The sequence below is a fragment of the Nesterenkonia ebinurensis genome, assembly GCF_008711175.1.
GTDB lineage: Bacteria > Actinomycetota > Actinomycetes > Actinomycetales > Micrococcaceae > Nesterenkonia > Nesterenkonia ebinurensis.
On the sequence record NZ_VWNF01000047.1, the window covers coordinates 107,989 to 125,551 of the forward strand.

Genomic DNA, 17,563 nt, shown 5'->3' on the forward strand with positions numbered 1-17,563 from the left:
GGAAGAGTAGAGTTTGAGAACTGACGTTGATGCCATGACGATCGCTGAGAGCAGCAGGAGTTCCCCCCGGGGCCGCACCCCGCTGACCAGCAAGGCAACTCTGAGCCGCATCGGCTTGGAGCTGTTCATCGAGCGCGGCTTCGATCAGGTGACAGTGGATGACATCGCTGAAGCTGCCGGCATCGGTCGCCGCACCTTCTTCCGGTACTTCCCCTCCAAGAACGATCTGCCCTGGGGTGACTTTGAAGCACTCCTAGACCAACTCGAGTCCCACCTCGACACCGTCGACCATGAGGTACCCCTCTTCGACGCCCTGAGAACCGCGGTCAGCGAGTTCAATCGATTCCCCGGCGATGACCACGGACTGCACCGCAAACGGATGGAGCTGCTGCTTAAGAATCCGACACTCGTCGCGCACTCCACTATCCGATACGAGGCATGGCGTGCCGTCATCGCAGACTTCGCCGGCCGCCGTCTCGACAAGCCCGCCGATCACCTCCAGCCCAAGACCATCGGCCAGATCTGCCTGGGCATCAGCGTCTCCGCCCACTACGAATGGCTCGAGCAAGAGGACCAGAGCCTGCCCGAACTCATTGACTCCGGATTCCGACTGGCTAGAGACGTCTTCTTGAGGTGAAGTACGACGTAGTCATAGTCGGAGGCGGCACTGCAGGTTCCGTGCTTGCCGCCAGACTCAGCGAGAACCCAGAGCGTTCGGTCCTGCTGCTCGAGGCGGGACCCGCGCCGCGGAGCCGCTCAGAAATCGACGACGCCGCCGCCAACGGTACCTCGCTTCACGCAGCCAGCACCGCCAGCTCACTCACCTGGCAATTTCCTGCACGGCTCACCGCCTCACGCAGCGTTACTGCTGTAAGGGGAAAGATTCTCGGCGGATCATCGGCCATCAATGGGGGCTACTTCGTCCGCGCCAGACCGGAGGACTTCGACTATTGGTCAGCTGTCGGCGACACCACATGGTCCTACGACCAAGCACTGCCTCTTCTAGGCCGAATGGAGACGGACCTCGACTTCGGGAACCACCCTCAGCACGGAGCCAGTGGACCCATGCTGATCAAGCGAGCCTGGACAGCGGTTCCCGCAGAAGGGCTGAACGCAGTTTTCGCCGCGGCCGCTAGAGCAGCGGGACACACCTATAACGCGGACCTCAACGATGCGGCGTCGCACGGTGTTGGTCCCGTCCCCTCTACTGTGGTCAACGGTGTGCGCCACAACGCAGCGATGCAGTACCTCTTTCCTGTCCTGGACCGACCCAATCTCAAAGTGATAGGGGCAACACGAGCGCTGAGTGTGAAAATCCGCAAGGGGAAAGCCGTGGGAGTGGAATGTGCGGTCGACTCGGGCTCCAGACAGAGCTTCTTCGAGGCGGGGGAGGTTGTGCTCTCCGCTGGTGCACTGTCCACCCCTCAGCTGTTGATGCTCTCTGGCATCGGGGTTCCCGATCAGCTCCGCAGCATCAGCGTAGCACCGGTTGTCGAGACACGCGGCGTCGGGCGCGGCCTGAGCGACCACCCCGACCTTGCACTGAACCTAGAGGTTTCGGCTCGAGCGCTGTGTTCCACGCCTCAGGGCAGCCAGCCTGGGCCAGGCTTCAGCGCCGCGCTGCACTTCTCAGCGGAGACCACCGGCACAGCACACGAGCTCGAGCTCCTCATCGCTACCACCCCTAGCCATGAACTGTTCGGCGGTGAGGCTCGTCAGGACGAAGTTCAGGAACACCTGTTGATGCTTGGCCTGATGACACCGACATTTCGAGGAAGCCTGCGACTGCGCTCGGCTGATCCACTACAGATGCCAAGCATCGACTACAACTACCTTCACACTGCTGCTGACTGGGCCGCGCTGCGAGCGGGAGTGCGCAGAACATTCCAGTTGCTCGGCCAGCCGGCAATGCAGGAGGTTCTCCTCCGCACGCCTCGGCTCGAGCGCAACCGATCCAATCAGAACGTTTTGGACAACGAGCACCTGCTCGATGCATGGATTGCCAACCACATCGGTACCCGCTTCCATACCAGCGGCGGGGCGCAAATGGGACCCGAAGACGACCCAGAGTCTGTCGTCGATACCCAAGGGCGAGTTCACCAAGTCCAGGGGCTGAGAGTCGCAGATCTCTCCATACTCCCAAAAGTTCCGCGCCGGGGAACCGCAAATACCGCAGTGTTCATTGGTGAGCTGATCAGCGATTTCATGAAATGAACCGACTGAACATCTGGACAATGGCACTCAGTGCCACTAATGTGGGGCATGTCACAAGTCTAGCCTAGTGAAGGGAATCTCATGACGGCAGAAGCCCTGGCCCCGCCCGAGACTCAACCGGCAGAGAGTCCGCAGCGGCAGCCCGCGCGCCTTGTGGACCACTTCGAATATGGGCTCGATGCCCCGATCTGCCTGACCTGGGAGCTGACCTACGCCTGCAACCTCACCTGTACACACTGCCTCTCCAGCTCTGGCCGCCGAGACCCCCGTGAGTTGTCGACTGAGGAGTGCAAAGCAATCATTGATGAGCTGCAGAAGATGCAGGTCTTCTACGTGAACATCGGTGGCGGCGAGCCCACCGTCCGCAGTGATTTCTGGGAGCTTGTGGACTATGCCACCAGCCACAACGTGGGCGTGAAGTTCTCCACCAACGGCGTGAAGATCACTCCGGAGGTTGCCAAAGATCTCGCCGCCAACAACTACGTGGATGTTCAGATCTCGTTGGACGGTGCCACTGCGGAGGTCAATGACTACATCCGATCCAAGGGCTCCTATGACATGGCGATCCGAGCCATGGAGAACCTCCAGGCCGCTGGCATGGCGAACTTCAAACTGTCCGTGGTCTGCACTCGATGGAACATCCCGCAGCTAGATGATTTCAAGGCGATCGCAAACCGCTACGACGCCCAGCTGCGGCTGACTCGACTGCGCCCCTCAGGCCGCGCAGTGGATGTCTGGGATGATCTGCACCCCACTCAAGAGCAGCAGAAGCAGCTCTACGACTGGTTGATGGAGCATGGGGATGAGGTACTGACCGGAGACTCATTCTTCCATCTCTCAGCGTACGGAGAGTCGCTGCCCGGACTGAACCTCTGTGGAGCCGGCCGGGTGGTGTGCCTCATCGACCCCATTGGGGAGGTCTACGCTTGCCCGTTCGCCATCCATGACGAGTTTCTGGCCGGAAACGTCCGCGAACCCGGTGGGTTCGAGAAGGTCTGGAAGGAATCTGCCCTGTTCCAAGACCTGCGCGAACCGCAGTCAGGAGGCGCCTGCTCCTCATGCTACTTCTTCGACACCTGCAAGGGCGGTTGCATGGCGGCAAAATTCTTCACCGGCCTGCCCCTGAACGGCCCGGATCCTGAGTGCGTGCGCGGTTTCGGCAAAGAGCTACTCAAGAAGCGCGACGGGACAGCTCTGCCCAAACCCTCAGGCGATCATTCACACCGCACCTCGCCTCCGCGGCCCCGCCCCAAGACCAACCGAAAAGTGCCGGTCACCATCCAGTCAGGACCGCCGTCACCCAGCGCACCGCCCGTCTCGGCCTGCAATGAGAGCCCCCTGGCCGGCTTCTCGCCCGATCAGGCGCTCCAGCAGAACCGGGCGCGGTAGTCATGGCCGGTGGATGGTTTGAGACCGTCGCAGTAGCCCAACAGCGCGCCAAGCGCCGCCTACCACCTTCAGTCTACGGCGCACTGGTAGCTGGATCAGAGAAGGGCATCACCATTGCCCAGAACCAGGCCGCTTTCGGCGAGATCGGGTTCTCCCCACACGTTGCCGGGCATAAGCCGGACCGAGACCTGGCCACCAAGGTCATGGGCATTCCCGTCTCTATACCGGTACTGATTTCACCCACCGGTGTCCAGGCCGTTCATCCTGAAGGAGAACTGGCGGTGGCACAGGCTGCAGCCAATCGCGGCACCATTATGGGTCTGAGCTCCTTCGCCTCTAAACCCGTGGAGGCCGTGGTTGAGGCCAATCCGAACACCTTGTTCCAGATCTATTGGTGCGGCACCCGGGATCAGATCCTGCAGCGGTTGGAACGCGCCAAGGGCGCCGGAGCCAAGGGCATCATCGCGACCTTGGACTGGTCCTTTTCCAACGGCCGAGACTGGGGCAGCCCTTGGATCCCAGAGAAGCTGACCGTCAAGGCGGCCGCAAAGTTCGCCCCGCAGGCCCTGCGCAGGCCCAGCTGGCTGTTGAACTTCGTCCGCTCTGGCCGCATCCCAGACCTCACAGCCCCCAACCTGCAGGAGCCCGGCGGCGAGACCCCCACATTCTTCGGCGCCTACGGCGAGTGGATGAACACGCCCCCACCCACCTGGGAAGACGTCGCCTGGCTACGCGAGCAGTGGGACGGACCGTTCATGCTCAAAGGTGTAGTCCGGGTGGATGACGCCAAGCGCGCTGTCGATTCCGGGGTCACCGCCATCTCTGTGTCCAACCACGGCGGCAATAACCTAGACACGACTCCAGCCAGCATCCGAGTGCTTCCCGGCATTGCCGAGGCAGTCGGTGAGCAGATCGAGGTGCTCCTAGACGGCGGCATCCGCCGCGGCTCCGACGTTGCGAAGGCTATCGCCCTAGGCGCCAAAGCTGTCATGATAGGCCGCGCCTACCTCTGGGGACTGGCCGCCAACGGGCAGGCCGGAGTGGAGAACGTACTGGACATCCTGCGCGGCGGACTGGACTCTGCTGTACTGGGACAAGGAAAAAACTCCATCCACGAGCTGCGCGCCGAGGACCTCGTCGCCCCGGACGGATTCTTCCTCAGACTCGGAGAGGACGGACTCGATGACCGAGCCACCCAGCACGGAGATCCGGCCCCCGAGGCCGTCCGCTCTTGAGCACAAAACCTGGCCGGAACTGACCGGACGACCGGTGACAGTCTTACTGCCGTTGGGCTCCACCGAGCAGCACGGTCCGCACCTTCCCCTGGACACAGACACTGTCATCGCTGCCGCAGTTGCCCAGGCACTAGCTGAGAATCTCACCAACAAAAAGTACGACGCCGCCGTGGCACCGCCCCTGCCCTATGGGTCCAGTGGGGAGCACCAACAGTTTCCAGGAACTATCTCGATCGGCCAGGCAGCACTGGAGACTGTGCTGGTCGAGTACGGCCGTTCGGCCCTGGAGTGGGCCTCACAACTGATCATCATCAATGGTCACGGCGGCAATCTGGACCCAGTCCGCAAGGCAGTGAACACGCTGCGCTACGAACAGCGCAACGTGAATTGGGTCGCCTGCTCCACACCTGAACCAGACCCTTGCGATACCCACGCTGGTCACATTGAGACCTCGCTGATGCTGTACCTGCAGCCGGAACATGTCCGGATGAGCGAAGCCGCTCACGGAAACACCGAGCCCCTGAACGCACTGCTCCCGGAACTGCGTGAGAACGGCGTGATTGCGGTTAGCAGCAACGGGGCGTTAGGCGATCCGCGAAACGCCAGTGCCGAAAACGGCCATGTCATCTTTGACCAGATGGTCCAGGCAGCTCTAAACCAGCTTGCCGAGACCACTAGGGGTGCTGTCGGTGCCTGACTCGGAGGCAGCCGCGCCCTGGATCCCCTACGGGACGGAGATCCGTCTCAACAGGCACACCCATATGCTGGGCACAAACGTGCTGATGGGCGGATCACCCTCCCTGGTCATGACGCTGAGTCCCCGCGCTGCCGAACTTCTGAAACGCAGAAGCTTCACAGTCACAGACGAGCTCTCAGCCGGCCTCGCTGAACGGCTGATCACCACAGGCATCGCTGACCCTAGTCCTGAGACTCTTCCCGCGCTGGACACCTCACAAATCACCGTAGTGATCCCGGTGTACCGGCGCCCCGAACAGTTAAGGCGGCTGTTGACCAGCGTGAACCTCTGCCTTCCGGATCACCATGTCATTGTCATAGACGATGCCTCCGGCGAGGACAGCGAAGCTATCGCCCAGCACACTGATAACTACGCAGCACGGTATCTCCTTCTGGACAAGAACCGTGGACCGGGCGAAGCCCGCAATGCAGGATTGACCGAGGTCAGCACCCCTTTCGTGCTCTTCGTGGATACCGATGTGGTGCTGCAGCCGGGCAGTATCAACCTGCTGCTGAGACACTTCATCGACCCGGAGCTGGCCGCGGTCACACCTCGGGTGCTGGGCCTGCCCGGCAACAACTGCGGATGGGTCACCGACTATGAGGATGCCCGATCCTCGCTCGACCACGGGCCTGATGCCGGGCTGGTCCGGCCACACTCACCGATGTCCTGGGTCTCCACGACCTGCATCCTGGCACGAACTGAGGCGCTAACTACGGGCTTCAGCCCTGGAATGCGCGTAGCTGAGGATGTCGATCTCGTGTGGCGGCTCAGCGCGGCTGGCTGGCGCGTCCGCTATGAGCCGTCCAACAGGATCTACCACGAACACCGAACGACCGCCCAGCAGTGGCTCATACGGAAGTACGTCTATGGCACTGGCGCTGCCGACCTGGCGCAGCGACACGGCAACCTGGTGGCCCCAGCAGTACTCGCACCCTGGGCCGGCGCGGTCCTGATGTGTGTTGCCGTGCAGCGCCGATGGAGTCTGGCCATCGCAGTCGGACTGACCGGCTGGGCCTACAGCTCCACGGTCCGGAAACTGCGCGGTCTGAGCATCGGACACCGAAAGCGCTACCTCATGGCGGGACGGCTGGTCGGTTTCGGGCTGACCACTGCAGCAGGGCAGGGAGTTGCCCTGATGGTGCGGCACTGGGCCCCTGGCATCGTCGTTGGTTCTCTCTTTTCAAGCCGAGCGCGTCGACTGCTGCTAGTCAGCGCCACAGCGGACACGGTGTGGGAGTACGCCCGCCTCAAACCAGAGATGAGCCCAGCCAAGTTCGCATTGGCCCGCCGGCTCGATGACCTCGCCTACAGCCTCGGCGTGTGGAAGTCGGCACTGTGCTCAGGATCCCTGCGCACAGCTCTGCGGACGCTTGCTCCCACGCGACCGACTCGTCGCACCTGATTAACCAGGGTGGGTCATACTCATGACGTCGAGAGCGGAGTCCAGCTGCTTCTCGGTGAGCTCGCCGCGCTCCAGATAGCCCAGCTCCACCACGGCCTCGCGCACAGTGACCTTGTTCTTCACTGCGTGCTTGGCGATCTCAGCGGCGGCCTCGTAGCCGATGTATTTGTTCAGCGGGGTGACCACTGAGGGGGATGCTCCTGCCAAGAAGGCGGCGCGCTCCTTATTGGCGGTCAGGCCTTTGATCATCTTGTCGGCCATCACCCGGGAGGTGTTGGTGAGCAGGCGGATGGACTCCAGCAGGTTCTGGGCCATCACGGGGATGCCCACGTTGAGCTCGAAGGCTCCGTTGGTGGAGCTCAGTGCCACGGTGGTGTCGTTGCCGATGACCTGGGCGCAGACCTGGATGGCGGATTCGCAGATTACCGGGTTGACCTTGCCGGGCATGATGGATGAGCCGGGCTGCAGGTCCGGGATGGCGATCTCACCCAGGCCGGTGTTGGGGCCTGAGCCCATCCAGCGCAGGTCGTTGTTGATCTTCATCAGCGAGTAGGCGATAGTGCGCAGCTGCCCGGAGGCTTCCACCAGGCCGTCGCGGTTGGCCTGGGCCTCGAAGTGATCACGGGCCTCGGTCAGCGGCAAGCCGGTGTCCTCGGCGAGGTTGGCGATGGCTTTCTCCGCGAAGCCCAGCGGGGTGTTGATGCCGGTGCCTACTGCGGTGCCGCCCAGGGGAACCTCGGCGACCCGGGGCATGGCGGCGTCGATCCTTTCAATGCCGTAGCGGACTTGGGCGGCGTAGCCGGAGAACTCCTGGCCCAGGGTGACCGGGGTGGCGTCCATCAGGTGGGTGCGCCCGGACTTGACCACTTCGGCGAACTCCCCGGCCTTCTCCTCCAGAGCCTCAGCCAGGTAAGCAAGGGCTGGCTTAAGGTGGTTGATCAGCGCGCCGGTAGCGGCCACATGCACGGAGGTGGGGAACACGTCGTTGGAGGACTGGGAGGCGTTGACGTGGTCGTTGGGGTGGACTTCTTTGTCCGAGCCCTTCTCCTCGAGGTGGCGGTTGGCCAGGGTGGCCAGCACCTCGTTGGTGTTCATGTTGGAGCTGGTGCCTGAACCGGTCTGGAACACGTCGATGGGGAAATGCTCGTTGAGCTGACCGGTCTCCACCTGCTCAGCGGCGGCCACGATGGCCTCAGCCAGCTCAGCGTCCAGCACGCCGAGCTCGGCATTAGCCTTGGCGGCGGCCTTCTTCACCCGACCCAGGGCCTCGATGTGCGCCGGTTCCAGGGTACGCCCGGAGATCGGGAAGTTCTCCACCGCACGCTGGGTCTGGGCACGGTAGAGCGCCTCGGCAGGCACCTTCACCTCGCCCATGGTGTCGCGCTCAATACGGTACTGGGTCTCTGAAGTCTCAGTCACGTTCACTCGCTTCCTTGTCTCGCGATTCTCGCGAGCCAGGATCCGGCTCGCTCTCTTACAAGTCATCCTAACGTCAGAATCGGGGCAGGATCAGGGCAGACTCAGGGGGACATGACGTCGTGGGTTTCCGTACCATGGGGTATATGGCTTCCAGCGACTCAGCACATTCGATCGGCGGGGACTTCCTTGCTGCACTCAAACGGACTTTTGTGCCGGTGATCCTGCCGCTGGCCGCGATGTGGGTGATGTTTGTGCTCTCGCTGGTCTTGGGCAACTGGTTCAACCGGACGCTGGCGCTCAACGCCCGGGACTTCGGCGGGCTGATCGGGATCATCTTCATGCCCCTGCTGCATGGTGGGTTCGGCCACCTGCTGGGCAATACGATGTCCTGGCTGATTCTGGGCGGAATGACCTCAATGCTGACCAAGCGGTTCACCACGGTGATGGTCTCGTTGTGGCTGCTATCCGGGGCGATCCTGTGGGTCATCGGGACTCCGTGGGTGTGCCACGCCCCGGCCGCCAGCGGATGCGTGGTCAACCATATTGGCGCCTCGACGGTGATCTACGGGTTCGCGGCATTCATTGTGACCTATGCGATCCTGGCCCGCAAGTTCCTGGCGATGATCTTCGGGATCTTCGTGGCCTTCATCTACGGGATCTCGATGCTGATCGGGATGCTTCCGATCACCCCCGGGGTCTCCTGGACCGGTCACCTGGCCGGGGTGATCGCCGGCGTGTTGGTGGCGTTCTTCCTCACCAAGGAGGCGCGTGCTCAGCGCCTGGTGGGCAAGTCCTCGGCCGTTGCTCCCGCCCTGGATGCCCCCGAGCAGCGCGGCCGGGGCGGCAGGAACAAGAAGAAGGGCGACGCCGCAGACGGCATGAGCATCGACTACTCCAAGTACACCTGAGGCCGGTCAGCTCAGAGCTACGACCTCGGCTCGGTGGCCTGGCGTATTGGCGAGCTTGAAGTCCGTAGTGATCAAGGGGGCATCGAGACTCTCCGCCATGGCTATATACAAGGCATCGTAAGCAGACATATTGTCTCTGAGCGCCCAGGCCCTAGGAAGCAGAGGGTAGTGCGGCAATCTCGCCACTGGCAGCAGCTCGAGAGAGTGGACGGCTTCGTCAGCTTGCTGAACTTCGATCAGCCCCTGGTTCAGCATCCGCCTGATGGCGCTGAGCACCTCAGCATCCATCAGATGGGGACAGACTGCGCGAGCAGAATGCTCAGAGAGTATTCGGCGCACCTCTGCTGCAGGTTGTGCATTGGTCAGCATGTCGGTGATGGCCGAGGCGTCAAGGATAATCATCCTTGTGCGTCACGGTCTGCCCGCACGGCCTGAGCCCCCGGACTGCCCTTGAGCGTGGGGTAGCGAGACAACTTCTCTAACAGTTCATCCAGATCTGGGCGCTGCAGTGAGCGCGCGAGCTCCTCAGTGGCATAGTCGGAAAGCGTCTTACCCCGGCGCGCGGCCCGCGCCTTGAGCTCGCGATGCATCTCCTCGGGCACATTGCGCAACTGGATCATGGACATGTTTCTACGATAACTTCATCCCGATCACATGTGAAGAGTTGGGAGCTGATGCGCTCTCCAGCAGGATCACGAGCTGCAACATGTTCACCTGGGCGCGGCCATAGAGTGCGTTCTTCTCCTTCCTGGCCCTCTGGTGAACGACGACGCCGGCGGCGGCACCGAGATCGACTAGATACGTCCGGCCGCCTAGGCGCTGCCGGGCCAGAGTGCGGCGAGGAGTGGCTCGAACGCGCGGAAATCCGACAGGTTGTCAGTCATGACCGGGACACCATAGCTATATGCCTGGGCCGCGATCAGAGCATCCTTATCTCTGAGCTTCGAGCCTCTGAGCCCGCGGGTCCGTGCATGCTCGGCGATAGTTCCGTACACCGTGGTGCACGGCAGCTCCAGCCAGGCCAAGACGCATCCAGGGCAGCCAACCGCCTGCGCCGACGCTCAGTAACATCGGGACTCGGGGCACGCAGCAGCCCGGCATCCGGTACGGATCACCAATGACTACCTCGGAATCCCAGGATATGCACCGGCTCACAGACCTCACGACAGTTCTCCAGCGTCACGAGCTCTTGCTGCTCTTCGCTTTCTGGCTCACACTCCCCCGTGACCCCGCAGTCATCATCATTGTCACCCGTGCTCGGTGGAGCATCGGGGACTTCAGCCTCATCGACGATCACAACGGCAATCTCTACGGACAAGCCGTCGTCGGTTTCATATAGGTACGCGAGTTGCCCCGGAGCTCCGACGCTAGTGTGGTGGGGCGTCCGCCCCCGCAGATCATCACCTCTCAACGCGATCAATTCCCACCCACCGAAGCTCCCATCGTCCGAAATCCACATTGACTTATGAGTTTCGGAAGAACCTTCCTGATTGAATCCGTAATAGCGCCCCTCCGCGTCGGCCCCAACCGCGGACCAACATCGTACGTAGCTGGAGCACTCAACGCGTTCCGCTGGCCAGTCGCCCTCTTGAGGCTGCTCCAGCAATTCTCCAGTGACCGGGTCCAGTCTCCAAAGATTGTGATCATAGAGATCTTCAGGCTGACCCTGAAGCATCCCAGAGAAGACCACGTGGCCACTTCCCGGGACTACAAGACGGGAGATAAGGTACTCATGCTGCCGCCCAGGTTGCGTGGAGAATGGGCCGAACACTTCCCCCGACAGAAGATCAAGCGTGACCACATTAGAGACGTCAAGAATGTGCAAGGCGCTCTCATCGGGCGCAAAGTACAGGTGCTCCTGCCAGTAGAGTGGGTTGAGCGAGTCCAGCTGAACATCGCTGAGCTCAAAGGTCTCCAAGGTCTCCAAACTGGCTGCGTCCAGCACCCAAACGTGGATGGTGGGCTCAGAGTCCTCCGTTGATGGACAGTCACTGTCCTCCCCATGAGCAAGTTCTTCGACTGCTCCGACGACAACTACCTGGCCGCTCGCTGGTCGCATTGCTAGTCCCAAGTTATTCGCCGAACTGCAGGCACCCAGTTCAATGCGCCCTTCCTGTTCAATCTCCAGGGCCCCAATTTTCTGTGCATTAATGTGAATGTGCGTCTCGTCATCCTGGGTCCCGAGAGTCGGCAAATAGACGATTCGATGACGGGCATCATCGACATCCCAGCGCCCGGAAGGGAATCCTGTGGTTCCATGTAGAGGGGTTTCCGATACTATGGACGCCCCGTCTCCAGCAATCTCATAAATGAAGTCAGCCCGCGGCTGCCAATTCTCCGTCCTATGTGCGCCGGCTATGTAAAATCTGCCAGTATTCTCACCGTGGTGAATCCGGCTCCCCACAGACCAGACATCGTCGGGCAGCGGCACATGTCGGACAACTGCAGTGTTCCCCAGTTCAGCGGGACCTTCAAAGGGCGGTTCGTCCTCCGGAGGTGGAGGGTCTGATGGATCCTCGTCGGCGTCGTCGTCCTCTTCACGGGTGTGGCTGAGCTCGTAGAGGGTGCCCCGGCGCTCGAACCGAATGATGTCGTTGACCTCAAGAATGGTCCGGTTGATGATCGGTACACGGAATCTCATGCCGGCGGAAGCAGTACGCTCGGCATAGATTTCAAAAGATGCCGATTCGATGGCGGCTTCACCAACGTTGAATTCGACTTCTCCGTCCATTCCGATGGCAGCACCGAGGCCGACTTCTGGACCGACGACGCCGTAGAGCTTGGTGCTCATCGCCACGTTTAGCCCGACACTGGCATCGGCTTCGATGCTCGCTGTGGCAGAGAAGTCCTCCCCCACTGTGGTGGGGAAGCTCCACTGCGGGGTCGGGTTCACAGCATTGAACCGTCCGTTGCGGTAACGGAAACCCACGTCCTGACTGCGTACAGCGGTGTAATTGACCTCCGCGCTGCCTTCGACCGACCATGCGGCGGTGAAGTCTATTCCTGCTTCCATGGTCAGGGTTACCGGAACCGGCCCGATGGCAAAGTTGACCGGCGGCAGGTGCATAGTGAACAGACGCAGCCGTTCCCTGTCGCTGATGGCGTAGTTCACACCCAGCGTGTTGTCGAACGCGGTGTACGAGCTGACCACAAAGTCGAAGCGAGTCACCTCAACCCCTGTCGGTACACGGAAGGTCCGCTGCAGCTCGATGGTCAGTCCGAAAGTCAGCGTGATGCAATGGGTGATGTCTGATTCAACGGCGATCCCGCCGTTGCCAAGAATTTCTGCGCGCTTATCCCGGAACTCGGTTTCGGCGCTGGCCATATTGAACTTCGCCCCGTCACTATCCATCGCGAACTTGGGATTCATGTTCACACACTGCTGATGCCGGTTATTCAGACTGAAACCTGCCGGCATCGGCTGGCTGTAGGGGCTGATCAAGGAGGACACCGCCCCGGAGTGGGAGAAGGGCGCCAAAGAGGTAGCGGCGGGTTCAGCGGAATCCGATGGTCCGGGTAGCCCTTCTGGTGCTTCCACCACCTCAACGAAGATATCCCCGTCATCGACAATCTCGACGTCTCCGGCCTCCGGACCCTCAGAGTGCTGCTCAAACTCGAGACCCTCAACCCCGGTCCAGAGAATCTCACTTTCCACATCAGCCTGCAGGATCGCTTCATCCAGGGTGGCCCAGTCGGTGTGCACGACCCAGCCTTCGTCGTTCTCGTCCACGGAAATCACCCGGCGCAGGAACCCTTCCTCAGCGCCCTCCACAGAGCCGGAGACCAGGATTTCGCCTGGTTCAGCCTCCGGCGCCTCAGCCAGGATCACATAGTCGTCGGTCAGCTCGTAGACAACGGCATGCTCTTCCTGGATCACGGTATCGGGATGAATCAGGATCTCGTCCTCATCAGGGATCACCAGTTCCATGTTCAGCGACTGGCTGTCAGCGGCACCGCTGCGGTCCACCGCCTCAACAGTGATCGCGTAGGAGTCCGATGCCGGAGCGCCGGTGGTGAACCTCCAGATGACAGTGTCACCGGAGTAGTCCAGCTCGGCGGCACCGATCTGCTCGCCGTCCACCGTGATGACGACAGACTCAGCAGCAGAAGACGAGGCCACCGTTCCCTCCAGCACGGTGACTGCATCCTCACCCAGTTCGACAGTTCCGCCGTCGGTGTGGGAGGTGATGGTTAGCTCAGGGCCTCCGGAAGCCCCTTCGGCCCCCGCTGAGAGGAAACTGCCCAGGGGCAGGACAGCGGCGTCTACATCACCTCGCCGGGAGATGAGCGCAGCCTCCTCAGCGTCCAGCACGGCAAGCTGGGCTGAAGCGCCCATCACGGGGTCCACGAAGATCCCGGAGCCGCGCAGCTCAGCGTCGAGGTCGTCCCCGAGGAACGTGGGCTGTTCCCCCGGCTGAGCTGAGACGAGTACGACGACGCTCTCCGCATCGGTATAGCTGGCAGAGGGCAGCTCTGCGGGGGCCTCGTCACTGATCATCAGGTCCTGGGACTCACCGCCCAGCTCAGGGACAAAGCCCCCCTGGACGTTCGCAGCTTGTGCATTCTGCGGTGCCTCGGGCGACCAGCCGCGGACATCCACGTGGAGATCTGCTTCTCCCCCGGTGAAGGCAAAGGGCACAGAGCCTGCCTGAACTGGCACCACAGTGGTCAGCGTCGTCGTGCCCTGTGGGAGGCTCGCCTGTTGGGGGCCGATGCTGAGCTCACCGGCGGAATCGGTCTGGACCGTGGCGGTCAGCCATACTGAGCGTACTCCAGTGGAAGGCACTCCACCTTGTCCGGTGACTCCGACTTCGGTGATATCGACGCTCAGGCTCTCTCCGGCAAGTCCCTGGGCAGTCTGAGCACGGGTGACTGGTTCGGTCAGCGCAATCGTGGCCCCCGGAGCCGATTCGTCTCCGGCGAAGCTGGCCAGCAGTTCGACACGAGCGTCGATCTCGGCATCCGAGCCCAGCTCCATGGACCCCTCCACCAGCGGAACCAGCACCGTGGTGGAGGCCGAGGCTCCCGCAGCCACGCTCAGGGCGGGTGCGCCTGCCGCCGAAACGGTGGTGTCCTCGGCGGCGTCGAAGCCGGTGAGGCGAACGAGGGCGGCGTCGTGCCCTTCTGGAACTCCCGGAAAATCAACCGCCTGGGTGCCCTCGCCCAGCTGTGTGCCGTGGCCGGCTGCGGAATCCGCTGCAGGCAGACGGTGGTAGGATGTCTCGATGCTGATCGCCGCCGGCACCGCTGTCAGTGAATAGATCTCCCCCGGCAAGTCCTCCTCAGCCTGCACCGGGGCAGTTGCAGTGAGCAGCATAGCCGCCGAAACGGTGGCTGTGAGCAGTACCTGGGCTGTGCGTCGGAGGTTCACAGCGCCCCTCCCTTCCGGGTACGGCCTGCGTAGGCGAGACCAGCACCGCCGAGAAGCAGCAGAGCGGCCCCGGCAACGGCCCAGGCAATCACGGTTCCGGTTGCGGCGAGCCCACCTTCATCCTCTGCCTCGTCCTCAGGCTCATCAGAGGGGCTTTCACTGGTAGTACCAACGGCAGTGGGCGTCCCAGACTCAGTGGGAGTGGGCGACGTCGTCGGTGTTGGGGAGTCTGAAGGTGATGGGCTCTGCGTGGGTGAGGGCGTCTCACCCTCCTGTGGTGCCGCACTCAGTACTTCGCTGCTGGTCTGGGAGCTGAGAATATTGCTCGCCTCATCGGTGAAGGCGATGTAAAGCTCAGTCTCCAGGTCCTGAGCCACCTCCAGCTCCAGGACCGCATCCCCGGGTGAGACCTCGGTGACCGCGGTAACTCCCAGGATGGTGTCCCGGAAGTCCAGCTCTGCTCCGTCCAGGCTTCCGGTGACCACCTCTGCTGCGGCCTCCGCCGACTCCAGGTCTACCCAGAGACTGGTAGCTGATTCCGGGACAGTCAGCTCAGCGGTATAGTCCCCTTCTTCAGCCGGGACGGCGGACAGCGGCAATAGCCCGGCACCCGCCAGGACGGCGAGCGCCCCTTCAAAGTGATTCACGCAGCTCTCTCTTCACACAGTGCGAGGACCACAGCCGCCGCGGCACAGTTCTCCCTCAGAAGTCACGGCGGTGCGGCGCTACCCGGATCAGGCAGCTGCATATGAGCTTAGAGAGTCCCGGAGTGTTCCGAGGCGTTTCCGGCCCGGAACCGGAAAACCGGAACGGCATACCGTGCATACAGGGGGACGCCGGCCGGTCAATTCAGCAGGCGTCCGTCCCTTCCTTTGTCAGCGCGACTCTGCCGCCAGCTCAGCCCTCCTCCAGCAGCTCCGTGACCAGTGCCGCGATCCGGGAGCGCTCGGAGCGGGTCAGGGTGATGTGCCCGAAGAGCGGGTTGTCCTTGAGGATCTCCACCACCGCGGCCACCCCGTCATGCCGGCCCACACGCAGGTTGTCGCGCTGGGCCACATCGTGGGTGAGGACGATCTTGGAGTTCTGGCCCATCCGGGACATCACGGTCAGCAGCACGTTCTTCTCCAGGGACTGGGCCTCGTCCACCACCACCCAGGCATCGTGCAGGGAGCGGCCGCGGATATGGGTCAGCGGCAGCACCTCCAGCAGACCACGGGCCATGATCTCCTCCAGCACGTTCTCGCTCACCAGGGCGCCGAGGGTGTCGTAGACCGCCTGCCCCCAGGGGTTCATCTTCTCCGCCTCAGTGCCGGGCAGGTAGCCCAGCTCCTGGCCACCCACCGCGTAGAGCGGACGAAAGACGATGATCTTCTTATGCTCGCGGCGCTCCAGCACCGCCTCCAGCCCTGCGCACAGAGCCAACGCGGACTTACCGGTCCCGGCCCGACCACCCATCGAGACAATCCCGATCTCGCGGTCCATGAGCATATCGATGGCCAGGCGCTGCTCAGCAGACCTGCCGTGCAGCCCGAACACCTCGCGATCCCCGCGCACCACCTGCACATACTTCTTAGAGGTGGCGTCAATCTTGACCCGGCCCAATGCTGAGCCATGCCCGGAGGAGATGACCAGCCCGGTGTTGGTGGGCAGCCCTGCCACGCTTCCCGGAGACATCAGAGATGTCCCCGGGTCCCCGGCGTGTCGGTCATCGGCGGCGTCGAGCTCGATCCGCTCACCGTCGTAGAGTTCGCCCACCTGCTCCTCACTGGCGGTGATCTCCGCAACCCCGGTCCAGCCGGAGTCGGTGACCCACTCATTGCGGTACTCATCAGCAGACAAACCCATGGCGGAGGCCTTCACTCGCATCGGCAGATCCTTGGAGACCACCGTGATCTCCCGGCCCTCATCGGCGAAGGACTTAGCCACCGCCAGGATCCGGGAGTCGTTGTCCCCGTGCCGGAACCCGGCAGGAAGGACCTGTTCGTTGATGTGGTTGAGCTCCACCAACAGATGCCCACCCTGGTCGTTGAGCGGGATCGGCTGGTTCAGCGCACCGTGGTTCACACGCAGTTCGTCCAACAGCCGCAGGGCGGAGCGGGCGTAGTAGCCCAGCTCGGAGTCATGGCGCTTCTTCTCCAGCTCGGAGATCACCACGATCGGGATGATCACCTGATGCTCGGCGAAGCGCAGCACCGCTTTGGGGTCGGAGAGCAGGACCGAGGTGTCGAGGACATAAGACCTCTGCGCCAACTCGGCGGCAACGGCGGTGTCGAGGTCCTCAGCGGGTGCAGTGGTGTTCAAGGAGGCCACAGTATCTCCAAACAGGGTTTCGCCGTGACGGGAAGAGAAAAGGCCCCGCAGCTGAGCAGAGGTGGGCGGCGTCGTCGTAATCTTCCTCATCTTCGGGCTCGCTCTCTTCCCCAAGCGCGAGCTCGATGTCGAGGTCATCGACGTCGTCTGGCGAGAACCAGCGGTTCTCGCAGTCCTCAATCACCTCGGAAGACTCGAAGCAGGCTTCAGTCTCCACTCGGTTCAATCGGACACCCCATTCCGCAGCTGCAGGACCTGATGCATCCCCGCAACGGTTCTCGGTGGGTGGTCGGTCGACCCTCTGCCAGCTGCCTGGCCAGGGACCGAACCGGCCCCCTCTGCCATGTGGCGTCAAGCTGTGGGCCTTCCGGTCAGTGTTCTGACAATCCCCAATGTAGACCCGCAGAAGCGGTCAGCCCGGACAAAACACGGAACTTACTGTGACATCTAGGTAAATAACAGTTAACGACGCCGCGGTGACGACTCACTGCCCAAAGCGGCACTGGCGGGCGGCGGCGTGAAGGCCGCGGCAACGCGGCCGAGGCGGACCCGGCCTCAGGGACCCGTGCCGACGTC

Annotated in this window: 14 protein-coding genes; 7 read left to right on the plus strand and 7 right to left on the minus strand. The window is 62.4% G+C overall.

Translation table 11 applies throughout. The features are described 5' to 3' along the window. Nucleotides 1–13 precede the first annotated feature (13 nt). The 6 genes from mftR (at nt 14) to mftF (ending at nt 6,979) form a co-directional block, all read left to right on the plus strand. A complete protein-coding gene (gene mftR / locus F0311_RS14920) occupies nt 14–637 on the plus strand; it encodes a mycofactocin system transcriptional regulator (protein WP_223881398.1) in 624 nt (207 codons plus the stop codon). Then, nucleotides 634–2,214 carry a mycofactocin dehydrogenase MftG gene (gene mftG / locus F0311_RS14925; RefSeq protein ID WP_150462736.1) on the plus strand — a complete coding sequence of 527 codons (1,581 nt, stop codon included), beginning with the start codon at nt 634–636 and terminating at the stop codon, nt 2,212–2,214. Before mftR ends, mftG begins: the two co-directional genes overlap by 4 nt. A gap of 81 nt (nt 2,215–2,295) precedes the next feature. After that, nucleotides 2,296–3,603, plus strand: coding sequence for a mycofactocin radical SAM maturase (gene mftC, locus F0311_RS14930; protein WP_150462737.1), 1,308 nt, complete (start codon nt 2,296–2,298; stop codon nt 3,601–3,603). A gap of 2 nt (nt 3,604–3,605) precedes the next feature. Beyond that, the gene (gene mftD / locus F0311_RS14935) at nt 3,606–4,838 is read left to right on the plus strand and encodes a pre-mycofactocin synthase MftD (RefSeq protein WP_150462738.1); all 1,233 of its coding nucleotides are present in this window, start codon (nt 3,606–3,608) and stop codon (nt 4,836–4,838) included. Beyond that, complete coding sequence (gene mftE, locus F0311_RS14940) at nt 4,786–5,535, plus strand: mycofactocin biosynthesis peptidyl-dipeptidase MftE (RefSeq protein ID WP_150462739.1); 750 nt, start codon at nt 4,786–4,788, stop codon at nt 5,533–5,535. The genes mftD and mftE overlap by 53 nt, the downstream gene beginning before the upstream one ends. Further along, the gene (gene mftF, locus F0311_RS14945; protein ID WP_150462740.1) at nt 5,528–6,979 is read left to right on the plus strand and encodes a mycofactocin biosynthesis glycosyltransferase MftF; all 1,452 of its coding nucleotides are present in this window, start codon (nt 5,528–5,530) and stop codon (nt 6,977–6,979) included. The genes mftE and mftF overlap by 8 nt, the downstream gene beginning before the upstream one ends. Here mftF and F0311_RS14950 read toward each other — a convergent pair whose 3' ends face one another. Then, nucleotides 6,980–8,398 (minus strand): class II fumarate hydratase, encoded by a 1,419-nt coding sequence (locus F0311_RS14950; protein WP_223881399.1) that lies wholly within the window; start codon nt 8,396–8,398, stop codon nt 6,980–6,982. 143 nt (nt 8,399–8,541) lie between these two features. On the opposite strand from F0311_RS14950, the gene F0311_RS14955 reads away from it, so the two are divergent. After that, nucleotides 8,542–9,306 (plus strand): rhomboid family intramembrane serine protease, encoded by a 765-nt coding sequence (locus F0311_RS14955; RefSeq protein ID WP_191089959.1) that lies wholly within the window; start codon nt 8,542–8,544, stop codon nt 9,304–9,306. Nucleotides 9,307–9,312: 6 nt separating this feature from the next. Here F0311_RS14955 and F0311_RS14960 read toward each other — a convergent pair whose 3' ends face one another. The 6 genes from F0311_RS14960 to F0311_RS18580 all read right to left on the minus strand — a co-directional run bounded on the left by F0311_RS14960 (nt 9,313) and on the right by F0311_RS18580 (nt 17,204). Continuing rightward, nucleotides 9,313–9,708 (minus strand): type II toxin-antitoxin system VapC family toxin, encoded by a 396-nt coding sequence (locus tag F0311_RS14960; protein WP_150462743.1) that lies wholly within the window; start codon nt 9,706–9,708, stop codon nt 9,313–9,315. Then, nucleotides 9,705–9,932: a FitA-like ribbon-helix-helix domain-containing protein gene (locus tag F0311_RS14965; protein ID WP_150462744.1), complete on the minus strand. Its 228-nt coding sequence runs from the start codon at nt 9,930–9,932 to the stop codon at nt 9,705–9,707. Before F0311_RS14965 ends, F0311_RS14960 begins: the two co-directional genes overlap by 4 nt. Before the next feature lie 485 nt (nt 9,933–10,417). Beyond that, the gene (locus F0311_RS14970) at nt 10,418–14,677 is read right to left on the minus strand and encodes a hypothetical protein (RefSeq protein ID WP_150462745.1); all 4,260 of its coding nucleotides are present in this window, start codon (nt 14,675–14,677) and stop codon (nt 10,418–10,420) included. After that, a complete protein-coding gene (locus F0311_RS14975) occupies nt 14,674–15,324 on the minus strand; it encodes a hypothetical protein (protein ID WP_150462746.1) in 651 nt (216 codons plus the stop codon). The genes F0311_RS14970 and F0311_RS14975 overlap by 4 nt, the downstream gene beginning before the upstream one ends. 250 nt (nt 15,325–15,574) lie before the next feature. Further along, a complete protein-coding gene (locus tag F0311_RS14980; protein WP_223881411.1) occupies nt 15,575–16,927 on the minus strand; it encodes a PhoH family protein in 1,353 nt (450 codons plus the stop codon). Between the two features lie 28 nt (nt 16,928–16,955). Continuing rightward, entirely contained in the window at nt 16,956–17,204 is a 249-nt protein-coding gene (locus F0311_RS18580; RefSeq protein ID WP_223881400.1) for a hypothetical protein, read from the minus strand. Nucleotides 17,205–17,563: the final 359 nt, after the last annotated feature.

Excerpts from the sequence above, each read along its gene's own strand:
- mftD (WP_150462738.1), top strand. The coding sequence starts at position 3,606 with ATGGCCGGTGGATGGTTTGAGACCGTCGCAGTAGCCCAACAGCGCGCC.
- F0311_RS14965 (WP_150462744.1), bottom strand. The coding sequence starts at position 9,932 with ATGTCCATGATCCAGTTGCGCAATGTGCCCGAGGAGATGCATCGCGAG.
- mftE (WP_150462739.1), top strand. The coding sequence starts at position 4,786 with ATGACCGAGCCACCCAGCACGGAGATCCGGCCCCCGAGGCCGTCCGCT.
- mftC (WP_150462737.1), top strand. The coding sequence starts at position 2,296 with ATGACGGCAGAAGCCCTGGCCCCGCCCGAGACTCAACCGGCAGAGAGT.
- F0311_RS14960 (WP_150462743.1), bottom strand. The coding sequence starts at position 9,708 with ATGATTATCCTTGACGCCTCGGCCATCACCGACATGCTGACCAATGCA.
- F0311_RS14955 (WP_191089959.1), top strand. The coding sequence starts at position 8,542 with ATGGCTTCCAGCGACTCAGCACATTCGATCGGCGGGGACTTCCTTGCT.